General features: G+C 62.9%; 20 protein-coding genes. 10 read left to right on the plus strand and 10 right to left on the minus strand.

The genetic code is table 11. The annotated features are described in order from the left end of the window. The first annotated feature begins 158 nt into the window (after positions 1-158). From GNZ12_RS28515 to GNZ12_RS28535, 5 genes are all read left to right on the plus strand, one after another. The gene (locus GNZ12_RS28515; protein WP_007178686.1) at positions 159-410 is read left to right on the plus strand and encodes a hypothetical protein; all 252 of its coding nucleotides are present in this window, start codon (positions 159-161) and stop codon (positions 408-410) included. Positions 411-746: 336 nt separating this feature from the next. Beyond that, on the plus strand, positions 747-1,739 hold the full coding sequence (locus tag GNZ12_RS28520; RefSeq protein WP_172315518.1) for a DedA family protein/thiosulfate sulfurtransferase GlpE: 993 nt from the start codon (positions 747-749) through the stop codon (positions 1,737-1,739). A 92-nt stretch (positions 1,740-1,831) separates the two neighbouring features. After that, positions 1,832-3,544 (plus strand): FAD-dependent oxidoreductase, encoded by a 1,713-nt coding sequence (locus GNZ12_RS28525; RefSeq protein ID WP_172315519.1) that lies wholly within the window; start codon positions 1,832-1,834, stop codon positions 3,542-3,544. A gap of 126 nt (positions 3,545-3,670) precedes the next feature. Further along, positions 3,671-3,958 (plus strand): hypothetical protein, encoded by a 288-nt coding sequence (locus GNZ12_RS28530; protein WP_172315520.1) that lies wholly within the window; start codon positions 3,671-3,673, stop codon positions 3,956-3,958. A gap of 76 nt (positions 3,959-4,034) precedes the next feature. Beyond that, entirely contained in the window at positions 4,035-5,258 is a 1,224-nt protein-coding gene (locus GNZ12_RS28535) for a winged helix-turn-helix domain-containing protein (RefSeq protein WP_172315521.1), read from the plus strand. Positions 5,259-5,291: 33 nt separating this feature from the next. On the opposite strand, the gene GNZ12_RS28540 is transcribed toward GNZ12_RS28535, so the two are convergent. The 4 genes from GNZ12_RS28540 to GNZ12_RS28555 all read right to left on the minus strand — a co-directional run bounded on the left by GNZ12_RS28540 (position 5,292) and on the right by GNZ12_RS28555 (position 9,451). Next, entirely contained in the window at positions 5,292-5,867 is a 576-nt protein-coding gene (locus GNZ12_RS28540; protein WP_407947736.1) for a LysE family translocator, read from the minus strand. 143 nt (positions 5,868-6,010) lie between these two features. After that, the gene (locus tag GNZ12_RS28545) at positions 6,011-6,268 is read right to left on the minus strand and encodes a hypothetical protein (protein ID WP_172315522.1); all 258 of its coding nucleotides are present in this window, start codon (positions 6,266-6,268) and stop codon (positions 6,011-6,013) included. 122 nt (positions 6,269-6,390) lie between these two features. After that, positions 6,391-8,574 carry an NHL repeat-containing protein gene (locus GNZ12_RS28550; RefSeq protein ID WP_172315523.1) on the minus strand — a complete coding sequence of 728 codons (2,184 nt, stop codon included), beginning with the start codon at positions 8,572-8,574 and terminating at the stop codon, positions 6,391-6,393. 190 nt (positions 8,575-8,764) lie between these two features. Next, on the minus strand, positions 8,765-9,451 hold the full coding sequence (locus GNZ12_RS28555) for a helix-turn-helix transcriptional regulator (protein ID WP_172315524.1): 687 nt from the start codon (positions 9,449-9,451) through the stop codon (positions 8,765-8,767). Between the two features lie 65 nt (positions 9,452-9,516). Here GNZ12_RS28555 and GNZ12_RS28560 point away from each other — a divergent pair, with 65 nt between their 5' ends. The 3 genes from GNZ12_RS28560 to GNZ12_RS28570 all read left to right on the plus strand — a co-directional run bounded on the left by GNZ12_RS28560 (position 9,517) and on the right by GNZ12_RS28570 (position 12,671). Further along, positions 9,517-10,035, plus strand: coding sequence for a hypothetical protein (locus GNZ12_RS28560; RefSeq protein ID WP_172315525.1), 519 nt, complete (start codon positions 9,517-9,519; stop codon positions 10,033-10,035). Continuing rightward, positions 10,032-11,024: a LysR family transcriptional regulator gene (locus GNZ12_RS28565; protein ID WP_172315526.1), complete on the plus strand. Its 993-nt coding sequence runs from the start codon at positions 10,032-10,034 to the stop codon at positions 11,022-11,024. The genes GNZ12_RS28560 and GNZ12_RS28565 overlap by 4 nt, the downstream gene beginning before the upstream one ends. Before the next feature lie 228 nt (positions 11,025-11,252). Beyond that, positions 11,253-12,671 (plus strand): MFS transporter, encoded by a 1,419-nt coding sequence (locus tag GNZ12_RS28570; RefSeq protein WP_172315527.1) that lies wholly within the window; start codon positions 11,253-11,255, stop codon positions 12,669-12,671. A gap of 505 nt (positions 12,672-13,176) precedes the next feature. On the opposite strand, the gene scpB is transcribed toward GNZ12_RS28570, so the two are convergent. The 3 genes from scpB to GNZ12_RS28585 all read right to left on the minus strand — a co-directional run bounded on the left by scpB (position 13,177) and on the right by GNZ12_RS28585 (position 16,844). Next, on the minus strand, positions 13,177-13,977 hold the full coding sequence (scpB, locus tag GNZ12_RS28575) for a methylmalonyl-CoA decarboxylase (protein WP_172315528.1): 801 nt from the start codon (positions 13,975-13,977) through the stop codon (positions 13,177-13,179). A gap of 217 nt (positions 13,978-14,194) precedes the next feature. Further along, a complete protein-coding gene (locus GNZ12_RS28580; protein ID WP_172315529.1) occupies positions 14,195-15,454 on the minus strand; it encodes a CaiB/BaiF CoA transferase family protein in 1,260 nt (419 codons plus the stop codon). 61 nt (positions 15,455-15,515) lie between these two features. Next, complete coding sequence (locus GNZ12_RS28585; RefSeq protein WP_172315530.1) at positions 15,516-16,844, minus strand: MFS transporter; 1,329 nt, start codon at positions 16,842-16,844, stop codon at positions 15,516-15,518. A 282-nt stretch (positions 16,845-17,126) separates the two neighbouring features. On the opposite strand from GNZ12_RS28585, the gene GNZ12_RS28590 reads away from it, so the two are divergent. Further along, positions 17,127-18,044 carry a LysR substrate-binding domain-containing protein gene (locus tag GNZ12_RS28590; protein ID WP_172315531.1) on the plus strand — a complete coding sequence of 306 codons (918 nt, stop codon included), beginning with the start codon at positions 17,127-17,129 and terminating at the stop codon, positions 18,042-18,044. Here the strand turns inward: GNZ12_RS28590 and GNZ12_RS28595 are convergent. Continuing rightward, positions 18,041-18,940: a DMT family transporter gene (locus GNZ12_RS28595; protein WP_172315532.1), complete on the minus strand. Its 900-nt coding sequence runs from the start codon at positions 18,938-18,940 to the stop codon at positions 18,041-18,043. The genes GNZ12_RS28590 and GNZ12_RS28595 overlap by 4 nt on opposite strands. 160 nt (positions 18,941-19,100) lie before the next feature. Between GNZ12_RS28595 and GNZ12_RS28600 the strand changes: the two genes are divergently transcribed. After that, complete coding sequence (locus GNZ12_RS28600) at positions 19,101-20,024, plus strand: AraC family transcriptional regulator (RefSeq protein WP_172315533.1); 924 nt, start codon at positions 19,101-19,103, stop codon at positions 20,022-20,024. 155 nt (positions 20,025-20,179) lie between these two features. Here the strand turns inward: GNZ12_RS28600 and GNZ12_RS28605 are convergent, their stop codons facing one another. Then, positions 20,180-23,200, minus strand: a complete 3,021-nt coding sequence (locus GNZ12_RS28605; protein ID WP_172315534.1) for an FAD-binding and (Fe-S)-binding domain-containing protein — start codon at positions 23,198-23,200, stop codon at positions 20,180-20,182. Between the two features lie 24 nt (positions 23,201-23,224). Continuing rightward, a complete protein-coding gene (locus tag GNZ12_RS28610) occupies positions 23,225-23,974 on the minus strand; it encodes a 2-keto-4-pentenoate hydratase (protein WP_172315535.1) in 750 nt (249 codons plus the stop codon). Positions 23,975-23,979: the final 5 nt, after the last annotated feature.

Genomic DNA, 23,979 nt, shown 5'->3' on the forward strand with positions numbered 1-23,979 from the left:
GCGGGGAGAAGGGTTGCACCGTCACGGAGCATGAAAAATGCGGCCGTCATGGCGGGGAGTCGCGTTAAACTGGTTGTCGGTGTGAGCGCGGCGCGACAGATGGCGCGCCAGCCTGCCCGTACAATGGTTCGATCAACAACGGAACAAGGACAACCTCGATGCGCACTACCGGGTCCTCCGGGTCAATGGCCCTGCTCACCGAATACGACGACGCAACGGCGCGCGAACTCCGCTCGCTGCGCCTCGAATCGACAGAAGACGGCAAAGGCATCCTTCTGATCGAGGTCGATGAGCGCAAGCCGGGCATTCACCGCGAAGTGCGTTACGAAATCACGCCGGCCGAACTGATTGCGGCGATCCGCGCGCATGGCGCGGAATTGCCCGGCGAACAGCACAATCATCGTCAGTAAATGCAGCCGCGCACGGCATGACGCACACGCGCATGCCGTGTGCCACCTCCGTACCGCCAGCTTGGGTTGACGTACTGCGAGACACCCTACGGGCATCCGTAGCGTGTTATTCGCCACGGGTTTGCCGTGTAAGCTTCATCAATTGCGCTTTGTTCCATTCGCGCGTCTAATCTTCGCTCTGAGTCCGCCAGGCATGCCTAGGGCGCGCTTTTAACATCCGAATCGCGGGCCCATTTTCCGGGCGTTTGCACGTCTTGAAAATGCGTCCATAATCCTTACATATCCTGTTGCCTTACCTACCTGCGCCGCGTCCGAAAGGGTTGCGGATGTAAGCCGATGCTACATGATCTCGTCGAGCAATATGGACCGGCGCTCGTCTTCGTCAACGTGCTGGCCGCCTCGCTCGGGCTGCCGGTGCCGGCGATGCCGTCGCTCGTGCTGTTTGGGGCGATGGCGGCCATGCATCCCGGGTCAGTGGGCACGCAGCTGATGCCGGTCCTTGTGTTGTCGATCTTCGCCACGCTAATCGGCGACAGCGCCTGGTATCTGGCCGGTCGTCTGTACGGCGGCAATACGCTGAAAACGATCTGCCGTCTTTCACTGTCACGCGACACCTGTGTAAAAAAGACCGAACGCTTTTTCGGCCGCTGGGGCGTGCGCGTGCTGGCGGTGGCGAAGTTCGTGCCGGGTCTGTCAATCGTATCGATTCCAATGGCCGGCGCAATGGGCGCGCGTTACCGCACGTTTCTCACTTACGACAGCATCGGCGCCGCGTTGTGGTCAGGTACCGGTTTGATCATCGGTGCGCTGTTCGCCCGGCAGATCGACATGCTGTTCGCCATGGCCGGACGCCTCGGGCGCACCGCCGCGCTGGTGGCCGTCGCGTTGCTGCTGCTGTATGCGGCCTATCGCTGGATTCGCCGGCGTCAGCTGATTTCCAAGCTTGCGACCCAGCGCATCGAAGTCGAGGAGCTGGCAAAGCTGGTCGTGGCGGGCAAAACGCCGATATTGTTCGATATCCGCTCGCAGGAAAAGCGCGCGCTCGATCCGTTCGTGATTCCGGGCTCGCTATTCGCCGACGAGCGGCAGCTCGATGAGATCGTTGCGACGTACCCGCACGATCAGAAAGTGGTGATTTACTGTTCGTGCCCAAATGAAATATCCGCGGCATGGATGGCCAAACAGATGAACGAAGCCGGCTTCGCCGACGTGCTGCCGTTACGCGGCGGCATGGAAGCCTGGCGCGACTCGGGCAAGGCGGTAGACTCGCTGCCCGGCATGCCGCCGCCCGACGTGGCGGTCGACGATATCGCGCCGAAGGCCGTGTAGCGCAGCAGCGCATTCCCATCGGCGCCCTCGCGCGCCCGCGCCGCTTCGCCCCCGTGTCGATCAATCAGAATGAACACAGAAGGAGCGGTTCAATGCTGTCGACTCAAGAAGCAGAAGGGCAACAAATCGTCGTCGCCGACGCGCCGTTTTCGTCGCTCGCGACGCGCATGCATCAGATGTTCCCCGAACTCACATGCGCGGAAATCGACCGTCTGCGCCGGTTCGGCGAAGTGGGCCACTGGGAAACCGGTGAACTGCTGTTCGAAACCGGCCACACTGGCCCGGGCATGTTCGTGGTGTTGAGTGGGCGCGTGAAGGTTTACCAGCGCGATGGCATCGGGCGCGAAGTCCTGATTGCAGAACATGGCGCCAGGCATTTTCTCGCCGAAGTCGGTCAGTTGTCCGGGAGGCCTGCGCTGGTCAACGGCATGGCCGTCACCCCGGTCGACGCTTTGCTGATTCCGCCGGACAAGCTGCGCGCGCTGATCGTCGCCGAGGCCGAACTGGGCGAGCGCATCATGCGCGCGCTGATCCTGCGGCGCGTGTCGCTGATCGAAAAGGGCGCGGGCGGCCCGATCCTGATCGGCAACAGCAGTGACGCCAGGCTCGTGATGTTGCAAGGCTTCCTGTCGCGCAACGGTCATCCTCACTCGGTCATCGACGAACGCGACGAAGACGCGCTGCGTCTGATCGAGCAATTCGCCGCGCAGCAAGAAGACATGCCGCTGGTGATCTGCCCGGACGGCACGGTGCTGCGTCACCCGAGCATGCCGGAACTCGCCACCTGCCTCGGCTTGCTGCCCGATCTCGACGATTCGCATGTGTACGACGTTGCGATCGTCGGCGCGGGACCAGCCGGCCTCGCCACGGCCGTGTACGCGGCGTCTGAAGGCCTCTCGGTCATCGTGCTCGACAGCCGTGCGCCGGGCGGCCAGGCGGGCGCCAGTTCGCGGATCGAAAACTATCTCGGCTTTCCGACCGGCATCTCCGGTCAGGCGCTTGCAGGCCGTGCGTTCGTGCAGGCGCAGAAATTCGGCGCGCACGTCGCGATTCCGGTCCATGTGAAGGCACTGCATTGCGCGGAGTCGCCGTATCGGCTGGAGCTCAAGTGCGGCGGCAAGATTACCTCCCGCACGATTGTGATCGCGAGCGGTGCGGTCTATCGGCGCCCCGCGCTCGAAGGGCTCGACCGCTTCGATGGGCGCGGTGTCTACTACTGGGCGTCACCGGTCGAGGCCAAGCTGTGCAAGCGCCAGGAGATCGTGCTGGTGGGCGGTGGCAATTCGGCGGGCCAGGCGATCGTCTATCTGGCGACGCACGCGGCCAAGGTCCATGTACTGATCCGCCGAAGCGGCTTTGAAGCCACCATGTCGCGCTATCTGATCGACCGCATCCGTTCGCTGCCGAATGTGTTCGTGCATCCGAATTCGGAGGTCGGCCGGCTCGAGGCGGACGACATCGGGCTGGCGTCGGTCTCGTTGAAGAAGCCGCTGCCGGATGGCACCGAAAGCTTCGATACGCGGCATCTGTTCCTTTTCACGGGCGCCGATCCGAATACCGACTGGCTGCGCACCTGCGGCGTGCAACTGGATGACAAGGGCTTCGTGCTGACCGGCGCCAGCGTGGACGGTGCGTCCGTCTGCGACCTCGCTACCACGGTCGAGGGCGTGTATGCGATCGGTGACGCGCGCGCCGGGTCGACGAAACGCGTTGCGGCGGCGGTCGGAGAAGGCGCGGCGGTGGTCGCGCAGATTCATCAACTGCTGGCGGTATCGGAGGGAGAAGCGGTCGCTTTGGGGGCTTGAGCGCCCCGGGTAATCTGCTGTTACACACACCATCAACTGGTTGCACCTGCTTTTCTTTCTGTTTCGTAATATAGTCGTCAGCCATTCGACAGTGAATGGCTGACCATTTCGAAACAGGAGACAAGCATGATCCAACGCGCGATCGTTTTCGCCACCTTCGGCTTTGCCGCCGCCTGCGCATCGACCGCGGCTTCGGCCCGGGTGGATGTCGGCGTGTTCGTCAATACGCCGGGCCCCTTTTATGCCCCGCCGCCCGTGGTTTATGCGCCCCCGCCACCGGTCGTTTACGCGCCTGTGCAACCGGCATACGGCTATGGATATGGGTATCGCGGCGATTACTACCGCGGGTACCGCGGACACGGCGACCATGGCCGCCACCGTGGCTGGGATAAACATCATGGGCACGGCCGCTAACGTCACTCGTTGACCCAAACTCGTAACTCAAACCCGTGCCCCAACCTCGCGACCCAAGCCCGTGACCGACGCCCGCGTGAAGACGCTTCCGTTATCCGCCGCGCGCACCCTGCATCTGGCCGCGCAAGGTTTGCTGACGCCGCCGCGCCGCAAGGCTGTCAAAGCCGACGTGCTCGACGCGATCCGCCGCATGGCGCAGTTGCAAATCGACACGATCCACGTTGTCGCGCGCAGTCCCTATCTCGTGCTGTTCAGCCGGCTCGGCGCGTATCCGCAGCAATGGCTCGACGAGCATCTCGCCGAAGGCAAGCTGTTCGAATACTGGTCACATGAAGCCTGTTTCGTCCCGACGGAAGACTACGGCCTGCTGCGCCATCGCATGCTCGATCCGAGCGGCATGGGCTGGAAGTACGCGGCCGAATGGCACAAGAAGCATCGCAAGGACATCGACAAGCTACTTGCGCATATCCGAGCGACAGGTCCCGTGCGTTCAGCGGACTTCGCCCGCGAGGCGGGCAAGGGCAACGGCTGGTGGGACTGGAAGCCGGAGAAGCGCCATCTGGAAGTGCTGTTTGCGATCGGGCAACTGATGGTGGCCGAGCGGCGCAATTTTCATCGCGTCTACGATCTGACCGAACGCGTGTTACCGGACTGGGACGATGCGCGCGATCTGCCGCCGCGGGAAACGGTCACCGAGGAAGCGTTGCGCCGTACCTGCCGCGTGCTCGGCATCGTGCGCGCCGATTGGGTCGCCGATTACTACCGCCTGCCGCGCCGTCCCTATCGCGACGAACTGCGTGCGCTCGCCGATCAGGGTGAGCTGATCCCCGTGCAAGTGGAAGGCTGGAAGCAGGACACCTTCGTCCATCATGAATTCGCGCCGATGATCGACGACGCAGCAACCGGCAAGCTCGCTTCAACCGTCACCACGGTACTGTCACCGTTCGATCCAGTGGTGTGGGACCGCAAGCGGGCCGCCGCGCTCTTCGACTTCGACTATGTGATCGAGTGCTATACGCCGGCTGCGAAGCGCAAATACGGTTATTTCGTGTTGCCGCTTTTGAGCCGGGGGCGCCTGGTGGGTCGCGTGGATGCGAAAGCGCATCGGACCACCGGCGTGTTCGAACTGAAATCGCTGCACATCGAACCCGGCGTGCGACTCAGTGCGAGGCTGGCCGGCGATCTGCGCCGCGCTTTGCAGCGCTGTGCGGACTGGCACGGCACGCCGCAACTGGAGATCGCATCCGCGCCGCCGGAATGGCTTGAGGCGTTGAGCGCAGACAGCAGGATGGAAGCGTGACCGCGCGGCACCCGCGCTCGACAATCCGCGGTCTTAATGCAGCGCCGCCCACGCGAGCGACAAGGAAAACACGCCCAGCACAATCGACGCGCCGCGCTGCATCTTCACCGGATTCAGCCAGGTGAGTTTGCCGCTGCCCAGCGCCGCGCCGAACGCGATCCACGCCAGTGCGATCGGCACCAGCAGGCAGGCGAACATCAGCATCGCCATGGCATACGCGGGAACATGGGTGAACGCGATGGCGGGAAAGATCGTGCCGGCGAACAACAAGCCTTTCGGGTTGAGCAGCGTCGCCACGAATAGCTTGCGCAGGCCGCTCGCCCGCGGCGTCGAATCGGGCAAGGCCACTGCCGCGCGCCACATATCGACGGCGAGATACGCGATGTACACGCCGGCCGCCACGCGCAGCAGCGACGGCAACCACGGCAACGCGTGCGCGGCTTGCGCGAGAAAATGTCCCCACACTGAAATCGACAGAAGATAGCCGGCGAGTTCGGCGGCGATCAGCGGCAACGAACGCCGCACGCCTTGCCGCAGACCGGCCGCCGCAAGCAGCGTATTGGTCGGACCCGGCGTAATCAGTACGACGATAATGCCGACAGCCAGCAACGCTGGTAGCAGACGAAGAAAGCATAAAAAACGGCGCAATGTTTGGAAACAAGGCGCCTTTTTATCACAGAGAACCGCGCCGCCGAAATGCGGCGGCGATTGCGCCGCGAACCACGCCACCCGCAGGCGGCGCGCCGAAGCCTTCAGTGCTCCAGCTTCGCGCGCAATTCGCGAGCGGCTTCCAGCAGCCCTTCATAACCCGAACGGGCGTGCTCCGGCAGATCGGGATCGCCGACGAACGCGCCGAGCGTTTCGATCAGGCTATACAGAATGCCCTTTGCGGCACCCGAAGCGATGCTGCCGGACGATACCTGCTGATGCACGTGACTGAGCGCGGCGTCGAGATTTTCGAGGTCGGGCCGGTCGCCCGGGGGCGGCTGAGGCGTTACGTCTTGCGTCATGATGAATCTTCTCTCCGATCCCATGCATCGTTGAACAAAGCCATCCTTTCACGTTTGTTATATACCGATCGTGCGCTGCCGTCCATTCGTGATCGGACCCAGTGCGATCTACGTGATCCACGTTAAGGCGTCCACCGATACATCAGGATTTTCGCGCGCGCGTCGTCTTCCAGCAGGACGACATATTCGCCATTGTCGCGCTGCACCGCGCTGATGCCGAGATAAACATCCACCCAGCCGCTGGTGTTGCCGACGCTCGCGCCCGGCGTCATATAGCCGACCGCCTGCCCGGTGTGCGCGTCATACACATCCACCTTCGCGATGTACAACTCGGCGACGAAGATGTAATTGCCCGCCACCGTGACGCCGACCGGCGTCGTCTGCGGATCGGTCTGCGTGTTCCACGGCAATGAAATCGTGTATTGCTGCGTCGGTGTGCCGGAACTCCAGTTGTCATAGCGCGCAAGCACCGGGCCGGCCTCCTTCCAGTGCGTCGGATCCCATGGGATCGCACTGGTAAAGCCCGATATGTACATCGTGTCGGTCACGGCGATATAGACGATCCGCGCAATCCGCGTGAACGGCTGCGGCATCGCGAACATCTTCGAACTCGCGTACGTGTAGATCGGATTGCCGAAGGAATCGAGACCTTGCAACGGCATCTTGCGGATGCCGCTCGTCGGCGTGGCGAGCCATACGTTACCTGGTGTATCCACCCACCAGAAGCCGTTGCCGACCGTGCTGCCCGTCGACGGATTGCCGGTGATCTCGCTAGCGTCGACGGTCCCGTTGCCATTGCTGTCGCGCCACATCCATTCGCCATACGTCGGCTGCCCCGCGGGCCACGCGCCCGGCAGCGGATTTTGCGCCAGCAAACCCGACGGAATCGCCACTTCGTCATGCACCTCGTCGAAGCGATACACATTCAGATAATGCGCATCGGGATCGAGGGTGTAGAGATAGCGTCTACCGTCGAATCGCCGCACCATCGGCTCGCCACGCACGCCACGCGGCTCGTGAAATGCCGGGTCGTCGGGATAGTCGAAACGGTCGAGCGTGAAGCCCGCGTACGACCATTCCTGGCCGACCGGGCGGTTGTAGTCGAGCTTGAAGCGCTTCGAGCCGGTGTAGACGGAATTCGGCGTCGCCGGATCGAACGCGGCGCTATCGACAAAGGTCAGTCCGTACAAGCGCCAGTTGAGTGCATGGGTGCCGTACACATAGCTCTCGAGCACGGCCCCTTGACCGACCGATGCCGAACCGAGCGGCCGTGGCCCTTCGCCATTCTGCGCGACGTACAGATTGCCGGCCGGATCGATACCGATACCCGTGATGCCATTGAAGCGCCAGCTGCCCGGCACACCCTTGACCGCATGGAAGATGCCATTGCGCGTGCCGATCGACGCAGCGGCGCGCGGCTGACCGTTGGCATGCCTGTCGAAGACGAGGATCTGCTGGGCCGGTCCGTTGTCGGCGACCAGGATTTTCCCTGACGGTGCGATTGCGATGTCGGTCGGCACCATGCCGGCGGGCAACGTCAACGTGCCGGAGAGCGCGGTTCCATCGGCGGCGTAATGCAGAATACTTAGGTTTACAGACGAAATACCGCTTATCACCCACAGCGTCGAATCGGTATCCAACGCGATTCGCCCTGGCGAGGGCACATCCCATGAACGCAGGCGCCGCATCGATGCGGCATCGAGCACGACGATCCGGCTGTTGTACGTATCGGCAACATACAGTTCGGTATCGGTCGCGGCCATCCCGCGAATGCCCGCATCGGTGCCGGTCGTCACTGCGTTCAGCCGCAGGAAACTGTTCTTTGTCGCATTGGCGCTATTGCCACTGCCACCGTCGAACGGCGCACCGGTCGCAAGATTGGCAAGCGTGCGCCGCGTTATGCCGAACCACGTCTGATTGGCAGGCGGATAGTCCGCGCCGACCAGTCCGTTGTTCTCGTTGCCGATCGACATCGCCGCGTACAGGTGGGTATGGTTCGTCGCGACAGCATCGCCGCCAGTGTTGCCCCAACCGTGCGTCGAGCCGGCGACGGCAATTTTGTCGCCCGCGCGATACGCGGCAATCTCGCTGCCGCTTTCGTCCCAAGGTGCATTGGTGTAAACGGTGCCATCGGCGCCGATGCTAATTGCCTGGATGTCCTGCTGCATCCACTTGCCGTCGCCAAAGCCGAAACTGTTGCCGATCCAGGAGGTGGTGTAAGTCAGTTGCGACTGCGCGAGCGCGCTTTGCGATAAGAGGCTGTAGAAGAGAAGAACCGCGACGCCGAAGCGGGGGATAAGTTTCACGACGGTATTTCCTTGCAAGGAGCGAAGCGCGCTTTCGCATGTATGCGGATCAGGAGCTATCGCGCATACGTCAACGTTGGCGTTGAATCCTCACATAGAAAAAGCGGAAATTTAATCGTAAAAAATTCATCGCGGGCTTGTGTGCGCTTGAAGTAATTCGAAGCGCATAAGCTTGCACGGCAATGCCACGCTATTTGCCTTTCAGTCTCACGCGATAGGCACATCGTCGCGCGCCGGCAAGCACATGCTCCTCGCGCTGAATCGATCCTTCCTCGCCGACGATCTCCGCAAACAGTTGCAACTCCGTGCGGCAAAAACCCTGGCAGGTGCGCGCCGCCGCGCAGATCGGACAGTGATTCTCGAGCAGCAACCAGTCGCGCCCGTCTTTCTGCAACTCGGCCATATAGCCTTCGGCGCTGCGAAGCTCCGCGAGCCGGCTCAGCCGCGCCTTGAGGCCCTTGATCGGCTTGAGCACCGCGAGATAGTTCGCGCGCGTTTCCAGGGCACGCTGATCGATCAATCTGTCGAGCCCCTCTTCGCCGAATAGCTGGCGAATCGAGCCGAGCAATTGCACGGTCAATCGCGGATGCGTGTCTGGAAAGCGCGCATTGCCCGCTTCCGTCAAAGCCCAGCTTTGACTCGGCCGCCCCGGCCCCGCCTGCAACGCCTGACGTCCTTCGATCAAGCCACCGCTCAGCAGCTTCTGGATCTGCTGCCGCGCGGCTTCGACCGTGATGCCGAGTTCGCCCGCGATCGACGCCGTCGACAAAGGCCCCTGCGTCTTCAACAGATTCAGGATGCGATCCACCGGCGCAGCAGTCGGCGCGGCTTGTGCGAGCGCCGGTGAATTTTCCAAGCTTTCATTTGCATATCTCATCGGGGCACATTATTATCCAAGCCAATACTTGCATAATAAGCCAGCCTCGTTCGGCTGTCCATGATATGAAAAATCTGCAATCGGATGTGCCGGCCTGGAGCGACCTGCTCAGCGGCAGTAACGGCTGGCGGGCGTTGGGCCTCGCAGGCGGCGTCGCGCCGCGTTTGAGCCGAGCGGGTCCGGTTGTCGCGGCGCTTGGGCTCGCCGCACTCGCCTGGCAAATGCCAATAGCAGGTTTGTTTGACGACTTGCTAGGTACGGCCGCACTGTGCGCGGCGCTCGCGAGCGTTGGACTGGGAGTCGGGATCGGTTGGCCGCATCGGCTCACTCGCGTGTTTACCGCCGCGCAGCCGGGCGAAGAGAACCTCGCGTCGCTTTCGATCACCACCATTCAATTGTTCGCGATGGCGTTCGGCTCGGCGCTCGCGGGCCTCGTCGCGAACGGCGCCGGTCTCACGACCCTCGCCCCGCTGCCCGCCGCGCAACACACCGCGCTCTGGCTGTTCGCGACGTTCGCGCTCGCGCCCCTGCTCGCAGCCGGGTTGACTCGCCATAAGCCGCACCTCACCGGAGAAGCATCGTGATAGATCGAGTACAAGCCATGCGGATCTTCGTGCGGATCGTCGATGCCAGCAGCTTCACGCGCGCCGCCGAGTCGCTCGAGATTCCACGCGCCACCGCGACGACCACCGTGCAGGCGCTCGAGTCCCTGCTCGGCGTGCAGTTGCTGGTGCGCACGACGCGCAAGGTCACGCTGACTGCGGAAGGTGCCGCGTACTACGAACGCTGCGCGCAGATTCTCGCCGCGATCGAAGAAGTCGAATCAGGTCTGTTCAACCGTCCGGAGAATCTGCGCGGCCGCTTGCGCGTGGCGATGCCGGGCATGATTGCCGCGTCGATCGTGGTACCCGCGCTGGCCTCGTTCCGTGCGCTGCATCCGCATGTCGAGCTGGCGCTCGGTATGAGTCATCGCACGCTCGATCTGGTCGGCGAGAGCGTGGATTGCAGCATCGAGTTGGGCGAGTTGCCCGATTCCCGGCTGCTCGCGCGCCGCCTCGGGCTGCTCGAACGCGTCACCTGCGCGAGCCCCGCGTATCTCGCGCGGTTCGGCCAGCCGCATCACCTGGACGATCTCTCGGATCACGTCGCGGTGAACTGGCTGTCGATGCAAACCGGCCGGCGCGTGGACTTCGACTTCAGCGTGGCGGCGCGGACAAGCAAGGTGAAAGTGGACGGCTTCATCCAGGTGAACGACGAACACACGTATCTCGCATGCGGGCTCGAAGGCCTGGGACTGATTCAGCCTGGGCGCGCCGCCGCCGCACCTTACCTTGCATCCGGACAGTTGATCGAGGTCCTGCCGAAGTGCAAGCCGACGCCGGTCGCCCTCTCGGTGACGTATGTGAAAAGCCGGCAGATTTCGCCGCGCGTGCGAGCCTTTGTCGACTGGCTAGCCGAGGTGTTCGAAAACGCGCCGGGCATGGTTAAGGCTGCGCCACCTCTGACCGATCCGCCGGCGTGGCCGGTGCTCGATGCGCAGGGGATGCACGATTCTTTCTCGCCGTCGCACTGATGCGCACGGGTTCGCCTTGACGTACATGCCCGTGCATTCACATGCCAATGAGCGTTGACCGCGCCACGACGAGAAAGCGTGGTGCGTTGTGCCAGTCGATCATTGCCGGCGTTTTCCGCACTGCATATTTGGCTCATGCGCCTACGGAAATCACTGCTTTATTGCATTCACGTATGTGACTAGACTTCGTCGATCGATTCAATTGCAGGTCTAGCCCGAGGAAGTGTGATGACCGAATGCGCCGCTGAACAACCGCTGCCCACCAAGCTGGCCGACACGGAGCGGCCTGCCAGGCGTGGGCGCCTGACGCTCGCGCTGGTGGCGAGCGGCATGTTCATGGCGGTGCTCGACACCACCATCGTCAACGTCGCCCTGCCCGCGATGCACGCCAGCCTGGGTGCGTCCGTGGGCGGTCTCGCGTGGATCGTCGATGCATACACGCTGAGTTTCGCCGCGCTGATCCTGGCGGGCGGCGTGGCGTCCGACCGCTTCGGTGCGAAAGCGGTGTATCTGTGGGGCCTGGCGCTGTTCGTCGCGGCCTCGGCGGCTTGCGGGCTGGCGCCGAACGTCGGCGCACTGGTGGTCGCGCGCTTCGTGCAGGGCAGCGGCGCGGCGTTATTCCTGCCGGCGTCGCTCGCCATCGTGCGCAGCACCTTCGACGACCCCGTCGAACGCGGCCGCGCTATCGCCGCGTGGGCGGGGATTGCCTCGATAGCGGCGGCGATCGGGCCGGTGCTAGGTGGCCTGCTCGTGCAAGGGTTCGGCTGGCGCAGCGCGTTTCTGATCAACGTACCGACCGGCCTGGTTGCGTTCGCGGGTGCATGGGCCGTCGTGCGTCACACTACGCGCAGCGTCGGCCGCCATTTCGACTGGGGTGGGCAACTGGCGAGCATCGTCGCGCTCGGCGCGCTCTGCTATGCGGCGATCGAATTGCCGTCGCGCGGGATCGCTGCACGCGAGGTGTGGGGTGCGGCGCTGCTCGCCGTGCTGGCAGTGCTGACGCTCGTCGCCGTCGAGCGGCGCGCGCATCATCCGATGGTGCCCGTCGAGTGGTTCAGCAACCGCATGTTCGTGACGATGAATGCGATGGGGACGCTCGTCTATGTCGGCTACTTCGGGTTGTTGTTTGAGTTGAGTCTTTATCTGCACGGCGAGTTCGGGTTCAACGCGCGGCAGATCGGTCTCACGTTGTTGCCGCTTGCCGGCAGTTTGTCGCTTGGGAACGTGCTGGTGGGCAAGTTGCATGGACGTTTTGCGGCGACGCAGTTCATGACGACCGGCCTCGTACTAGCCGCCGTTGCGGTGCCGGCGATGGCGATGAGTCTGGAATGGCGCGCGCCGTGGGTCGTCACGTACGCGGCGATGGTGATGTTCGGCGGCGGTACGGCGTTGTCGGTGCCGCCGATGATTTCGACTGTGCTGGAGCAGGTGCCTGGGGAGTTGGCTGGCGTGGCCTCAGGTTTGTTGAATGCGCTGCGGCAGGCAGGAGGTCTGGTCGGTGTCGCGATTGCAGGTGCGGCGACGATTCTGGCGCCTCATGTGTCCACGGCGTTGTGGTGGGTTGCCGCGATGGGGCTGGTGACGTATGCGAGTGCAGCGGGTTTGGCGGCGTGCGCGGCGGTTGTTGCTGTGCGGCTGCGGCGTTGACCCTTTCTTGATCTGGATTCTTGGGCTTTCCTTGATTTGCCATCGGATTATTAGCGTCGCCCCTGTGCGGGGCAGGCACCTACTTTTCTTTGCCTGCTGCAAAGAAAAGTAGGCAAAAGAAAGCAGCTTAAACCGCTAATTCTTAAGCGGGTCCCCCGCACAGTCACGGTAGTGGCGCATCTGGAATCTGTGTTCTCGCACATTCCGCGTAGGTGACAAAGCAGTCATTCTTCCGGCGGCGCTGCGCGCGCCGAAGAGTGCTTCATTGAACCGCCCTGCAGCACTTTTGGCGCATGCGGGTTGCACGGCAAAGCACTTGCAATTACGCGCTTCGTCCTTTTCTCGCTCCCGAAAAAGCTCACCGGTGGTGTCTTCACCCTGCTTTTTTCTCCCGAAAAGACTCACCCTTGACGCTGTCGGTGTGGGCGCGATCGTTCAGAACATCACCGTTCCCTGAACCGCTCGCTATCCTCAACATCTTCACGGCCTCCGGCACAGGCCTCGTTCATTCGCCTTTAAACACCGGTGGTCGCCTCTCCGAAAACGCTGCGAGCCCTTCACTGAAATCCGCGCTTTCGCACGCCTGCCGACGCAGTTCCGCAATCTGTTCCATCGCCTGCACAGGCATCGGCTGCAAGTCTTCAAGTATCCGTAGTTGTTCCTTCACGGCCTGAGTCGCCAAGGGCGCTTTGCTAGCGATTCCGCGCGCCATTTCAAGGGCTGTTGCCTCCAGTTTGTCGCTGTCGACCAGACGGTTGATCACGCCAAAGCGCTCAGCACGCGCGGCATCGAGTGGCTGCGCGCTGAAGAACATCTCCTTCAATACGTGAATCGGTAAATTGTTGAAGAACCGCAGCAGGCCGCTCGTCGTATAGGGCAAGCCAATGTTCGCCGGCGTCATCGCAAAACGCGCGCTGCCGTCGGCAACGACAAGGTCGCAACTCATCGCCAGATCGACGGCGCCGCCCCATGCGGAGCCCGACACCATCGCGATCACCACGCCCGGGTAAGCACGCACACGACGCAACACCCGCTCCAACGGCTTGCCGTAAGCAATCGGATCGCGGTCGTCCACCAACTCGCCAAGGTCGTGGCCCGCGCTCCAAACGTCCTGCCCAACGCCGCTGCCTAGTATCACGACCGGTATCCGCTGCGCGGCAAGATCGACAAGGTGCGAGTCAAGCGCGTGCAACAGCTCCGCGCTCAGCGCATTCCGGCGCATAGGATGACTGAACATCAAGCATGCGATCCGTTCATCCACAATATCGACCGTTACCGTGAACGGCGATGCGTTTTGTGTGTTCATTGTGTAACCTCTACAACATGTTTCAAGGTTTGTGGCCTGCTCATCGCGTAATTCCCGCGGCGTATTTCAAGTTCTGCGGCCCGCTCATCGCATAACTCCCGCGGCGCATTTCAAGTTTTGCGGCATACTTACTGCGCGACTCCAGTAGCCCTGTTCCGAGTTTTGCGGCGGGTTCATTGCGCGACTTCCATCAGATGATCCGAGTTTTGCGTCAGCCTCATTGTGTAGCCCCTGCCACACGTTCCGATACCTTCTCCGGCGAAACATAGTCACCCTGTTGATGCACCGCTTTCGCGGCAAGCAGCGCTTCAATCGAGCCCTCATCGAATCCCGCCTCGCGCAATACATCGACAGTATGTTCGCCGAGGCCCGGTGGCGCATGCCGGCTGACGTGATGCGAAGAATCACCCGTCACTGCCGAACTCGACACCGGTGTCACAACCTGGCGCAGCGCGCCAAGCGTCGGGTGCTCGACCGTTTCCACCAGCCGGCAGTGCTGCACCTGCGGATCGGCGAACACTTCGTCTAACGTATTGATCGGGCCAGCGGGTAATCCCACGCCAATGAAAAGTTCTGTCCACTCCCGTTTGCTACGCGTCTTCAAACGTGCTTCCAACGCAGCCTTCAATTCGTCGCGATGCGCAACGCGGGCTTCGTTGGTCGCGAAGCGCGGATCGTCCGGCAACGCGGGCAATTCGAGCAGTTGGCACAAGCGCAGCCACATGTCAGACGTGATCGGCGCGATGTTGAGCGGGCCGTCCCCGGTTTCGAACACGCCATAAGGCGCAATCACCGAATGCGCGTTGCCCGTACGGCGCGGAATGTCGCCAAGACTCAGGTAGCGCTGGCCATGTACGCTCAGCAACCCCACCAGACTCGCAAGCAACGACGTGCTCACATGCTGGCCACGCCCGGTTCGCTCACGCTCCAATAACGCCGACAGTATCGCCATCGCGAGCCACATGCCCGAACTCAGGTCACCAATCGCGGTGCCGGTGCGCGTGGGGTCGCCATCGGCGAAACCGGTCAGACTCATCAGACCGGAATAACCTTGCGCGATCTGGTCGAAGCCTGGCCAGCCACTCATCGGACCATCGGCGCCGAACGCATTGATGCTGCCCATCACCAGCCGCGGATTGCGCGCGCTGAGGACGTCATAGCCGAGTCCCATGCTGTCGATGGTGCCTGGCTTGAAGTTCTCGATCACCACGTCGGCATCGTCGATCAGCCGGTGGATCGCGGCCAGCCCCTCCGGCTTGCGAAAGTCAATGCACACACCGCGCTTGTTGCGGTTGCAGGATAGATAGTAGGTGCTCACACCCCGGTCGAACGGCCCCCAGGTTCGGCTCATGTCGCCGCCCGGGCCCGGTTCGACCTTGATGACGTCCGCGCCGAGATCGGCCAGCACCATCGAGCAAAACGGCCCCGACAGCGCACGGCTCAGTTCGACGACCTTGATTCCTTGTAACGCTTGCATTCAGTTCTCCAGCGAATTGATGACGGCTGCGGATAGCGCGAGCGCTGCGCTCGACGACGCACTATTCCGGCAGTGTCTGATGACGGGTCTCGACAGCGAACGGCAAAATCAGCAAGCCGATCACAAAAGCCACCGCGGTCCACGCAATCGGCAAGCCGAGCGAACCTTCCCAATGAATCGCGGCAGCCAGCAGGAAGTTGACGCCCGCGCCGAGCAGGCGGCCTACCGACGCATTAAAGGCGAACGCGGTAGCACGGATCCGGGTCGGATATTGCTCCGGCAGCCACAACGAAAAGATCGCGAAATTGCCGCCGAAGAAACCAAGGAACAGCAGCGACACCATGAACAGGTTGAGTCCGTTCGGCAGGTAGAAGACCCAGCCGAAGGCGAACACGATCGACACGGCCATACCGGCAAAGTACGTCCCAAGCGCCACGCGGCGCCCCAAACGTTCCGCCAGCCACGGCGCGACGAGACACCCGAGGATCGTCCCCACCGAGAGCACCGCCGCCCCAATCGACGCGAGATGCACGGCGCCAACGCGGTCGATGCCGGCGCGCGTCGCCAGCGTCACGACCGCGCTCGCTTCGTAGACCGACCCGGCCCACAAGCCGATGATCGCGACGCCCACCAAGCTCGCACTCGTCAACGTGCGACGCCGATAAGCCGGCGCGAATATCTCCATCAGCGGCCGGCGCTTGGGCACGGCTGCAGCGTTCGTCTGACCGAGGCCATGCGTGGCCTTTCGCCACTGACCCGGCTCCTTCACCCTGAGCACCGTGAAAATTGCCAGCAACGCCGGAGCGAGGCCGCACAGGAACATCGCGCGCCAGCCGTACGTCGCACCGACCGTATAGTTCAGCAAGGCGGCAAGGAAGAATCCGACGTAGTAACCGGTTTGCAGATAGCCCGCACCCATCTTGCGGCGATCTTCCGGCCAGCTCTCGGCGACATAGGTCCCGGCCAGCGCCCATTCGCCACCCACGCCGATGCCGGCAATCAGCCGGAACGCGGCTAATTCCCAGACGTTATGCGCGAACGCCGCGGCGCCGGTGAACACCGAGTAAATGAGGATGCTCGCGGCCAGCGTCTTGACCCGCCCGAAGCGGTCGGCGAGCGGCCCCCAGATGAACGACAACCCCCAGCCGATTAGAAACAACGCGAACAGAATCGAGCCGTACATGCCGAGATTGGCCGGCGTCGCGGCAATGCCCGAGACAGGCAGCAACTCGGTAAGCGCCGGAATCAGCACGAGCGCGTAGATCACCGAATCCACGCCGTCCAGCACCCATCCTGAGTAAACCGCCCAGAAGCCGCCGATCTGCTCGCGGGTGAGGGGCGTGCGCCGGGGCTTGAGCCCGGGCGTCGATACAGCGATCGCTTTGGACATCCTTGTCTCCTATGTCGACCAGAGTTGGCGCTTTAGCGTGTCGACCAGAGTTCGCGCTTTAGCGCGCTACTCTGGTCCCATGCAGAGCACTTACTCTGGTCCCATGCAACATGGTTGCTGCCGACAAACGCCGGCCGTTTTGAAGCGGCGCCGGACAGCTCTGGCTGGGCACGCTTCGGTTTTTTGTGGATTGAGTATAAGAACGCGCTCGATAATCTAAAAATATGATATTTCTCTAGCTCGATCGGATTTCGTTATGGGATGAAGGAGCGAGCGACGCACATGGATCTGCGGCAACTGCGGTATTTCGTCAAAGTGGTGGAGTGCGGCAACGTCACGCGCGCGAGCGAAGCACTGCATATCGCGCAGCCCGCGATCAGCCAGCAGATGCGCAATCTGGAGCGCGATCTGGGAATGCAGTTGCTCGAGCGCAGCGTGCAGGGCGTGGCGCCCACCGCAGCCGGGCAAACGCTTTACCGGCATGCAATCGAGTTGCTGCGGCAGGCCGACAGCACGCGCGAACTGCTGCGGCAGGACGCCGAGATGCCGCAGGGCAGAGTGTCGGTTGCCATGCCGTCGAGCACGGCGCGGATGGTGGCGATCCCGCTTGCACGCACGATCCGCGACCGTTACCCCGGCATCGCGCTGGAGTTGGTCGAAGCACCGAGCGCGGAACTCGGCAGTCTGATCGGTAGCGGACGGGTGGAACTGGCCGTCGTGGTGGACGCGGTCGAAACGCGCGGGGTCGCCGCGCAAAGGCTGCTCACCGAGGCGCTTTATCTGATTGCGTGGCCGGAGTTTCAGATGCCACGCGAGCCGGTATCGATCGCCGAACTCGCGCGCATGCCGCTGATTCTGCCAAGCGCACCGAATACGATTCGCAGCCGCGTCGAGTGGGCTCTGCGCGAAGCCGGGCTGCCGTGCGAGATTCTGTTCGAGGCCAGTTCCACCGCATTGTTATTCGCGGCGGTGATGGCCAGGTTAGGTGTGACGATCCTGCCGTGGACCGCCGCGCACGTGGAACTCGATGAGCACAAGCTCAAGCTTGCCAAGGTCGATCACCGATTGTTCTCGCGCGACCTGTCGCTCTGCTGGCACGACACGGCGTTACTGAGCAATGCCGTGCAGAAGGTCAAGGCGACGATACTCGAACTGTTCGACAGCCTCGGCAAGCGGCCGGAGTGGACGGCGGCGGATTAAGGCGCCGTCGCCCGCCGCACGAAGAGTCGCCGCGTGAGATCGAACGCCACCAGATTTCCCGCCACCACCAGCAGAAGCCCGAGCACCGCCAACGCGGACCATCGGTAACCCTCGAATATCGTCGACGCCGCCAGCGCCACAATCGGAAACAGCACGGTGCAGTAGGCAGCCCGCTCCGGGCCCATGCGACCGACCAACATCAGGTACGCGGTAAAGCCGATCACCGAACCGAACACGGCCAGATAAGCGAGCGCGCCGAGATAACGCGCGTCAGGCTCGATGGAGAAGGAAAAACCAGCCAGCGCGCTTCCCACCGTCAGAATGCCGGCGCCGATCAGCATCGCCCAGCTGTTGGTGGCGAACGGGTGCAAGCCCATCGATTGCATCCGGCTCGACAGCAGGTTGCCGGCCGAAAAGCACAATGTGCCAAGGAACGCGATAGCGAGTCCCAGCCACACCGCGTGGTCGCCCAGGTGTCCCTCCATCTGCTGGACGAACAGGCACACGATACCGACGAGCCCCAACGCCGCACCGGCAATCGCCGACGGCTGCAAAGGACGGCCCATGAAAAGCCGTCCGTTGATCGAATTCAGCAGAGGCGCAGTGGAAAACACCACCGCGACGAGGCCACTCGGCACCACCTGCTCAGCATAGTAGAAGCACAGAAAGTTCAGACAGAAGAGCGCCAGCCCTTGCGCGGCCAGGAAGCGCCATGCGGCGCGCGGCGGCCAGATCGGCCGGCGCATGATGCGCAGCAGCGCGAACAGCACCAGCGCCGCGATCCAGAAACGCCACGCAATCGACACCGGTGGCGGCACCGCACCCAGTTGCCATTTGATCGCGATCCACGTGGTGCCCCAGATGAGCACGGTGACGGCATAGAGCGAAAGATTCATGACGAGGCCTGCAGCAGCAAAGAGCGGAAACCCAACTATGCTGCAGCGCCACCGGCCACACTTGTCCAGGATTGCGCACTTTTTCGGAGGGACGCGCCGCCGGCGACGGCTCGCCCTATACTGACGCTTACCCCGCCATCGAATGCATGCCGCTCGTTCCGTGAACGCCAGACCGCCCGCCCCCGTGATCGAATCCACCGAAACGCCGTTCGGCCTTCAGTCGGTCTGTCACACGCTGCGCGACGCCAACGCGAATCTCGAGCGCTTTGCATGGCTGGGCGACCGGCTCGCCATCGCCCTCTGGACCCGCGACACCGAGGAGGCCGAGACCATCTATGAGCGGCCCGGCCATCACACGCTGTCGTGCTATCTGGATGGTGGCTATCGCACCGAGCGTCAGAAGATGCCCGGGCGCTACGGCGCGCCGTCGCGGCTCTGCGCGTTGCCCGGAGAACATGAATCGCGCTGGTGGGTACGCGGCCACATGCACTTCATGCATCTTTACTTCCTGCCCGAACACTTCACGCAACGCGCCGTGCAGGAACTCGATCGCGAGCCGCGCGAACTCACGCTTGCCGATCGCACCTATTTCGAAGACGCCCGCATCGCGAGCCTGTGTCAATCGCTTGCCAATGAAGACTGGCAAGACCCCGATGGCCTGCTGCGAACCAATGAAACCGCGCATCAGGTGCTGAGTCTGCTGCTGCGCGCACAAGGCGTGCGCCGCGCGGATGCGTCGCTCAAGGGCGGTCTGTCGGTCGCAACCCGGCGGCGCTTGCGCGACTACATCGAGAACCATCTCGCACAAACGCTCACACTCGGCGAGCTCGCCGGTGTAGCGGCGCTGTCGGAATTTCATCTGGCGCGTATGTTCCGCGCGTCGTTCGGACTACCGCCTGCCGCCTGGATCGCGCAGCAACGGCTCGAACGCGCACGCACGCTGCTGCGCACCACGAGACTGCCGCTCGTGCAAGTCGCCGACCAATGCGGCTTTGCGAACGCCAGCCATTTCAGTCACCGTTTTCGTGAAAGCGTCGGCGTGGCGCCGGCGGCGTATCGGCAGGTGGTCAGCGCGCAATCGTGACCGGTGCGCTGATCCAGGCCGCTCCGGGCTGGCCCTAGGCCGGGCCGCGCTGGCCTGGCCTGGCTGTCGGCGCCAGCCTGAACCCTGAGCACGGGGCACTGAGGCCGAGCTGCCCTGCCTTGAGCTTGACCGGCAAACGCCTACCGCGACCGACCTCACTTCAAAGCCATCGCCAGCACGCGCGCCACATGGATCGCGTCGACGCCCGCGCCATCATGAATCTGATGCCGGCAACTCGTGCCGTCCGCGACCATCACCGTGTTGCCATCGATCTTGCGCACCGCGGGCAGCAGCGACCGTTCCGCCATCGCCTGCGATGTGGCGTAGTGCTCAGCCTCGTAGCCAAAGCTGCCCGCCATGCCGCAGCACGATGACTCAACCGTCGACACTTTCAGTTCAGGAACCCAGTTCAGTACGGTTTGCACAGGCGTGAACGCGTCGAAGGCTTTTTGATGGCAATGGCCGTGTACCAACGCCTGCTCCTTCGCCAACGGCTTCAGCGCAAGCTGCAAGCGCCCGGCCTTTTCCTCGCGCACCAGAAACTCTTCGAACAGAAACGCCTGTTTCGAAAGCCGTTGCGCTTCTTCACCGAAACCGTAGTGCAGAAACTCGTCGCGCAACGACAGCAAACACGACGGCTCCAACCCGACGATCGGTACGCCACGCTCCACAAACGGTTTGAACAGATCGAGCATGCGCCGCGCTTCCTGCTTCGCTTCATCGACCAAACCGGCCGCAAGGAAGGTGCGACCGCAACACACCGGCCGCTCGCCCTGGCGCGTATTGAAGTGCACCGTGTAACCGGCAGCTTCCAACACCTGTTGCGCGGCGCGCGCGTTTTCAGGTTCCATGTTGTTGTTGAATGTATCGACGAACAACAGCACTTCTTTCAGCGCGCCGTCTTGGGCCCGTTTGCCCGACACTGCGTCCGACAGAAACGATTTCTTGAAGCGCGGCAGCGTCCGTTCAGGCGCGAAACCAACCGAGCGCTTGAACCACGCCGACAACACCGGCACGTTGTCAGCCAATGCCATCAAGCCCGGCACGCGGCTCGCCGCAGCGGCATAGCGCGGCATGAAAGCCACCAGCCTGTCACGCAGACGCAGGCCGTGCCGTTTGACGCGCGCCGCCCGCGCCTCGATCTTGAACTTCGCCATGTCGACGCCCGTCGGGCAATCGCGCTTGCAGCCCTTGCACGAGACGCACAGGTCGAGCGTGTCCCTGACGTCGTCGCTGGCGAGTCCTGCTTCGCCGAGTTGCCCGGAGATGGCCAGACGCAAGGTGTTCGCGCGCCCACGCGTCACATGTTGCTCATCCTTCGTCACGCGGTAACTCGGGCACATGGTGCCTGCATCGAACTTGCGGCAATGGCCGTTGTTGTTGCACATCTCAACGGCCTTCGCGAGACCGCCCGCCAGATCGTTGCCGCTGCCCGGCAGCGTCTCCTTCCCCGTCAGCGGATCACGTTCGACGTTCCATGCGGACCAGTCGAGCGCGGTCTCAATCCGATGCGCTTCGTAGCCCGGCGCAAAGCGAAAATTGCGTGCGTCGTCCATTTTCGGCGGACGCACGATCTTGTCGGGATTGAAGCGGTTATCCGGATCGAACAACGCCTTGATTTCGGTGAAGGCCTGATTCAGACGCGGCCCGTATTGCCACGCGACCCATTCGCCGCGGCACAAGCCGTCGCCGTGTTCGCCTGAATACGCGCCCTTGTATTCGCGTACCAATGCCGCCGCTTCTTCGGCAATTGCGCGCATTTTTACTGCGCCGTCGCGCCGCATATCGAGAATCGGCCGCACGTGCAATGTGCCGACACTCGCATGCGCATACCAGGTGCCTTCGGTGCCGTGACGATGGAACACTTCGGTCAGGCGGCTCGTGTATTCCGCCAAATGTTCGAGCGGTACCGCGCAATCTTCGATGAAGGAGACCGGTTTGCCGTCACCCTTCATGCTCATCATGATGTTCAAGCCGGCTTTACGGACTTCCCACAGCGCTTTCTGTTCATTCGCGGCAGGCATCTCGACGACCGAATCGGGCAAGCCCAGATCGGCCATCAGTTCAGTGAGTTGTTTGAGCGACGCGAGTTGCTGGTCACGGTCCTCGCCGGCGAATTCCACCAGCAGGATCGCTTGCGGCTCGCCGACCAGCGCCTTCTCGATCACCGGCCGGAAGGCGGGATTGCTCATTGCCAGATCGATCATGGTGCGATCGACCAGCTCCACGGCCACCGGCTTCAGCTTGACGATGTGCTGCGTGAGATCCATCGACTGCCAGAAGGTCGGGAAGTTGACCACGCCAAGCGTCTTATGCGTGGGCAGTGGTGCGAGCCTCAGTGTCAGTTGCCGGCTGAACGCAAGCGTGCCTTCCGAACCGACCAGCAGATGCGCAAGATTCGCGATGCCGTCATCGGTATAAGCGTGCGGGTTCTGGCAATCGAACACGTCGATGTTGTAGCCCGCGACACGCCGCAAAACTTTCGGCACACGCGCCACAATTTCATCGCGCTCACGTTGAGCAATCTGCTTCACGCCTTCCACTATCTGCTGCAAACGCGCGCCTTGCGGCGCCACGCGCAATGACGCGAAGCGTGCTTCGCTGCCGTCGGCGAGAATAGCGTCGATTGCGTCGACGTTGTGCACCATATTGCCGTATTCGATCGAGCGCGAGCCGCAGGAATTGTTGCCTGCCATGCCCCCGATTGTGCATTGCGCCGCCGTCGAGACATCGACCGGAAACCACAGGCCGTGAGGCTTCAGCCATGCGTTCAGATGATCCAGCACGACGCCCGGTTCGACCGTCACCGTGCGCGCGTCGGCATCGAACGCGACGATGTTGTTCAGCCACTTGCTGGTGTCGATCACCAGTGCCTCGCCGACGGTCTGGCCGCATTGGCTCGTGCCCGCGCCGCGCGCGAGCAAAGGCACTTTCTCGCTCCGGGCAATCTCCAGTGCGACGCGCAGATCGTCCTGATCGCGCGGCACCACCACACCGATCGGCGTGATCTGATAGATCGACGCGTCAGTGGCATAACGGCCGCGGCTCGCCGCATCGAACAACACGTCGCCGCGTAAAGACTTGCGCAGATGCTGCGCGAGCGGCGTCGTCAGGCGCGCGGCAGACGGCACCAGATGGATCGGCTTGACGAGTAAAGCGGAGGTGGGGTTCGTCATATCGTCGGCCTATAAGAAAACGGGCTAGTACAGCGTCAAGCTGATCGGCGCGAGCCCTTCAATGCGCCCGCTCGCCGTGCCCGCGCTCTGCGGAAAAAACATTCCGGTATACGAACCGGTGGTAACGACCATGTCCGGCGTGACCGCGATGCCGCGCGACGTGGCGTGATTGATGAGCCACGTCAGCAGGCGCCGTGGATCGCCGGCCGGATTGGCGGGTGCCGTCTCGACCACGTCACGCCCTTCGAACCTGAATTGGGCCAAGGGGGCCACAAACGGAAAGTCCTCGCGATACGGCGTAAATTCGCCGACGATCAGCCCGCCGTGATTCTGCAAGTCCGCGAGTTGGGCGAGCTTGTCAACATTGGGCCAGCCGGCGTAGCGGCTCGCCACGATCTCGATGGTCGCACCGATCGACCCGATGCCCGCGTGCACTTCTGCGTCGCTATACGGTGTTGTCGACGGCTCGAAGCGGCGGCCGAAACGGAATGCGATCTCCAGTTCAAGTCCGAGCGGTGCGAAGGCTCCACGCGGCAGCCGTGCGCCGTCGGCGTACAGATCGCTCGCGGGCAACGGCGCACCCTGAATCGGGCCACTGTCGGATTTCGCGCCGATCTTCCAGCCGCCGATCGACGCGTCCAATGCGCGCAGAATGTCGTGCTGGATCGCGTAGGCGGCTGCATCGTCCGCGGGCGTTTGCTCCGGCGACAACGCATCGAGGGTCCGGTGATTGCGGTGCGCGTCGGCGAGACGCTGACTCAGTAGGGTTGTCATTGCTT

The organism is Paraburkholderia solitsugae (assembly GCF_013177695.1).
In the GTDB taxonomy this organism is placed as follows: domain Bacteria; phylum Pseudomonadota; class Gammaproteobacteria; order Burkholderiales; family Burkholderiaceae; genus Paraburkholderia; species Paraburkholderia solitsugae.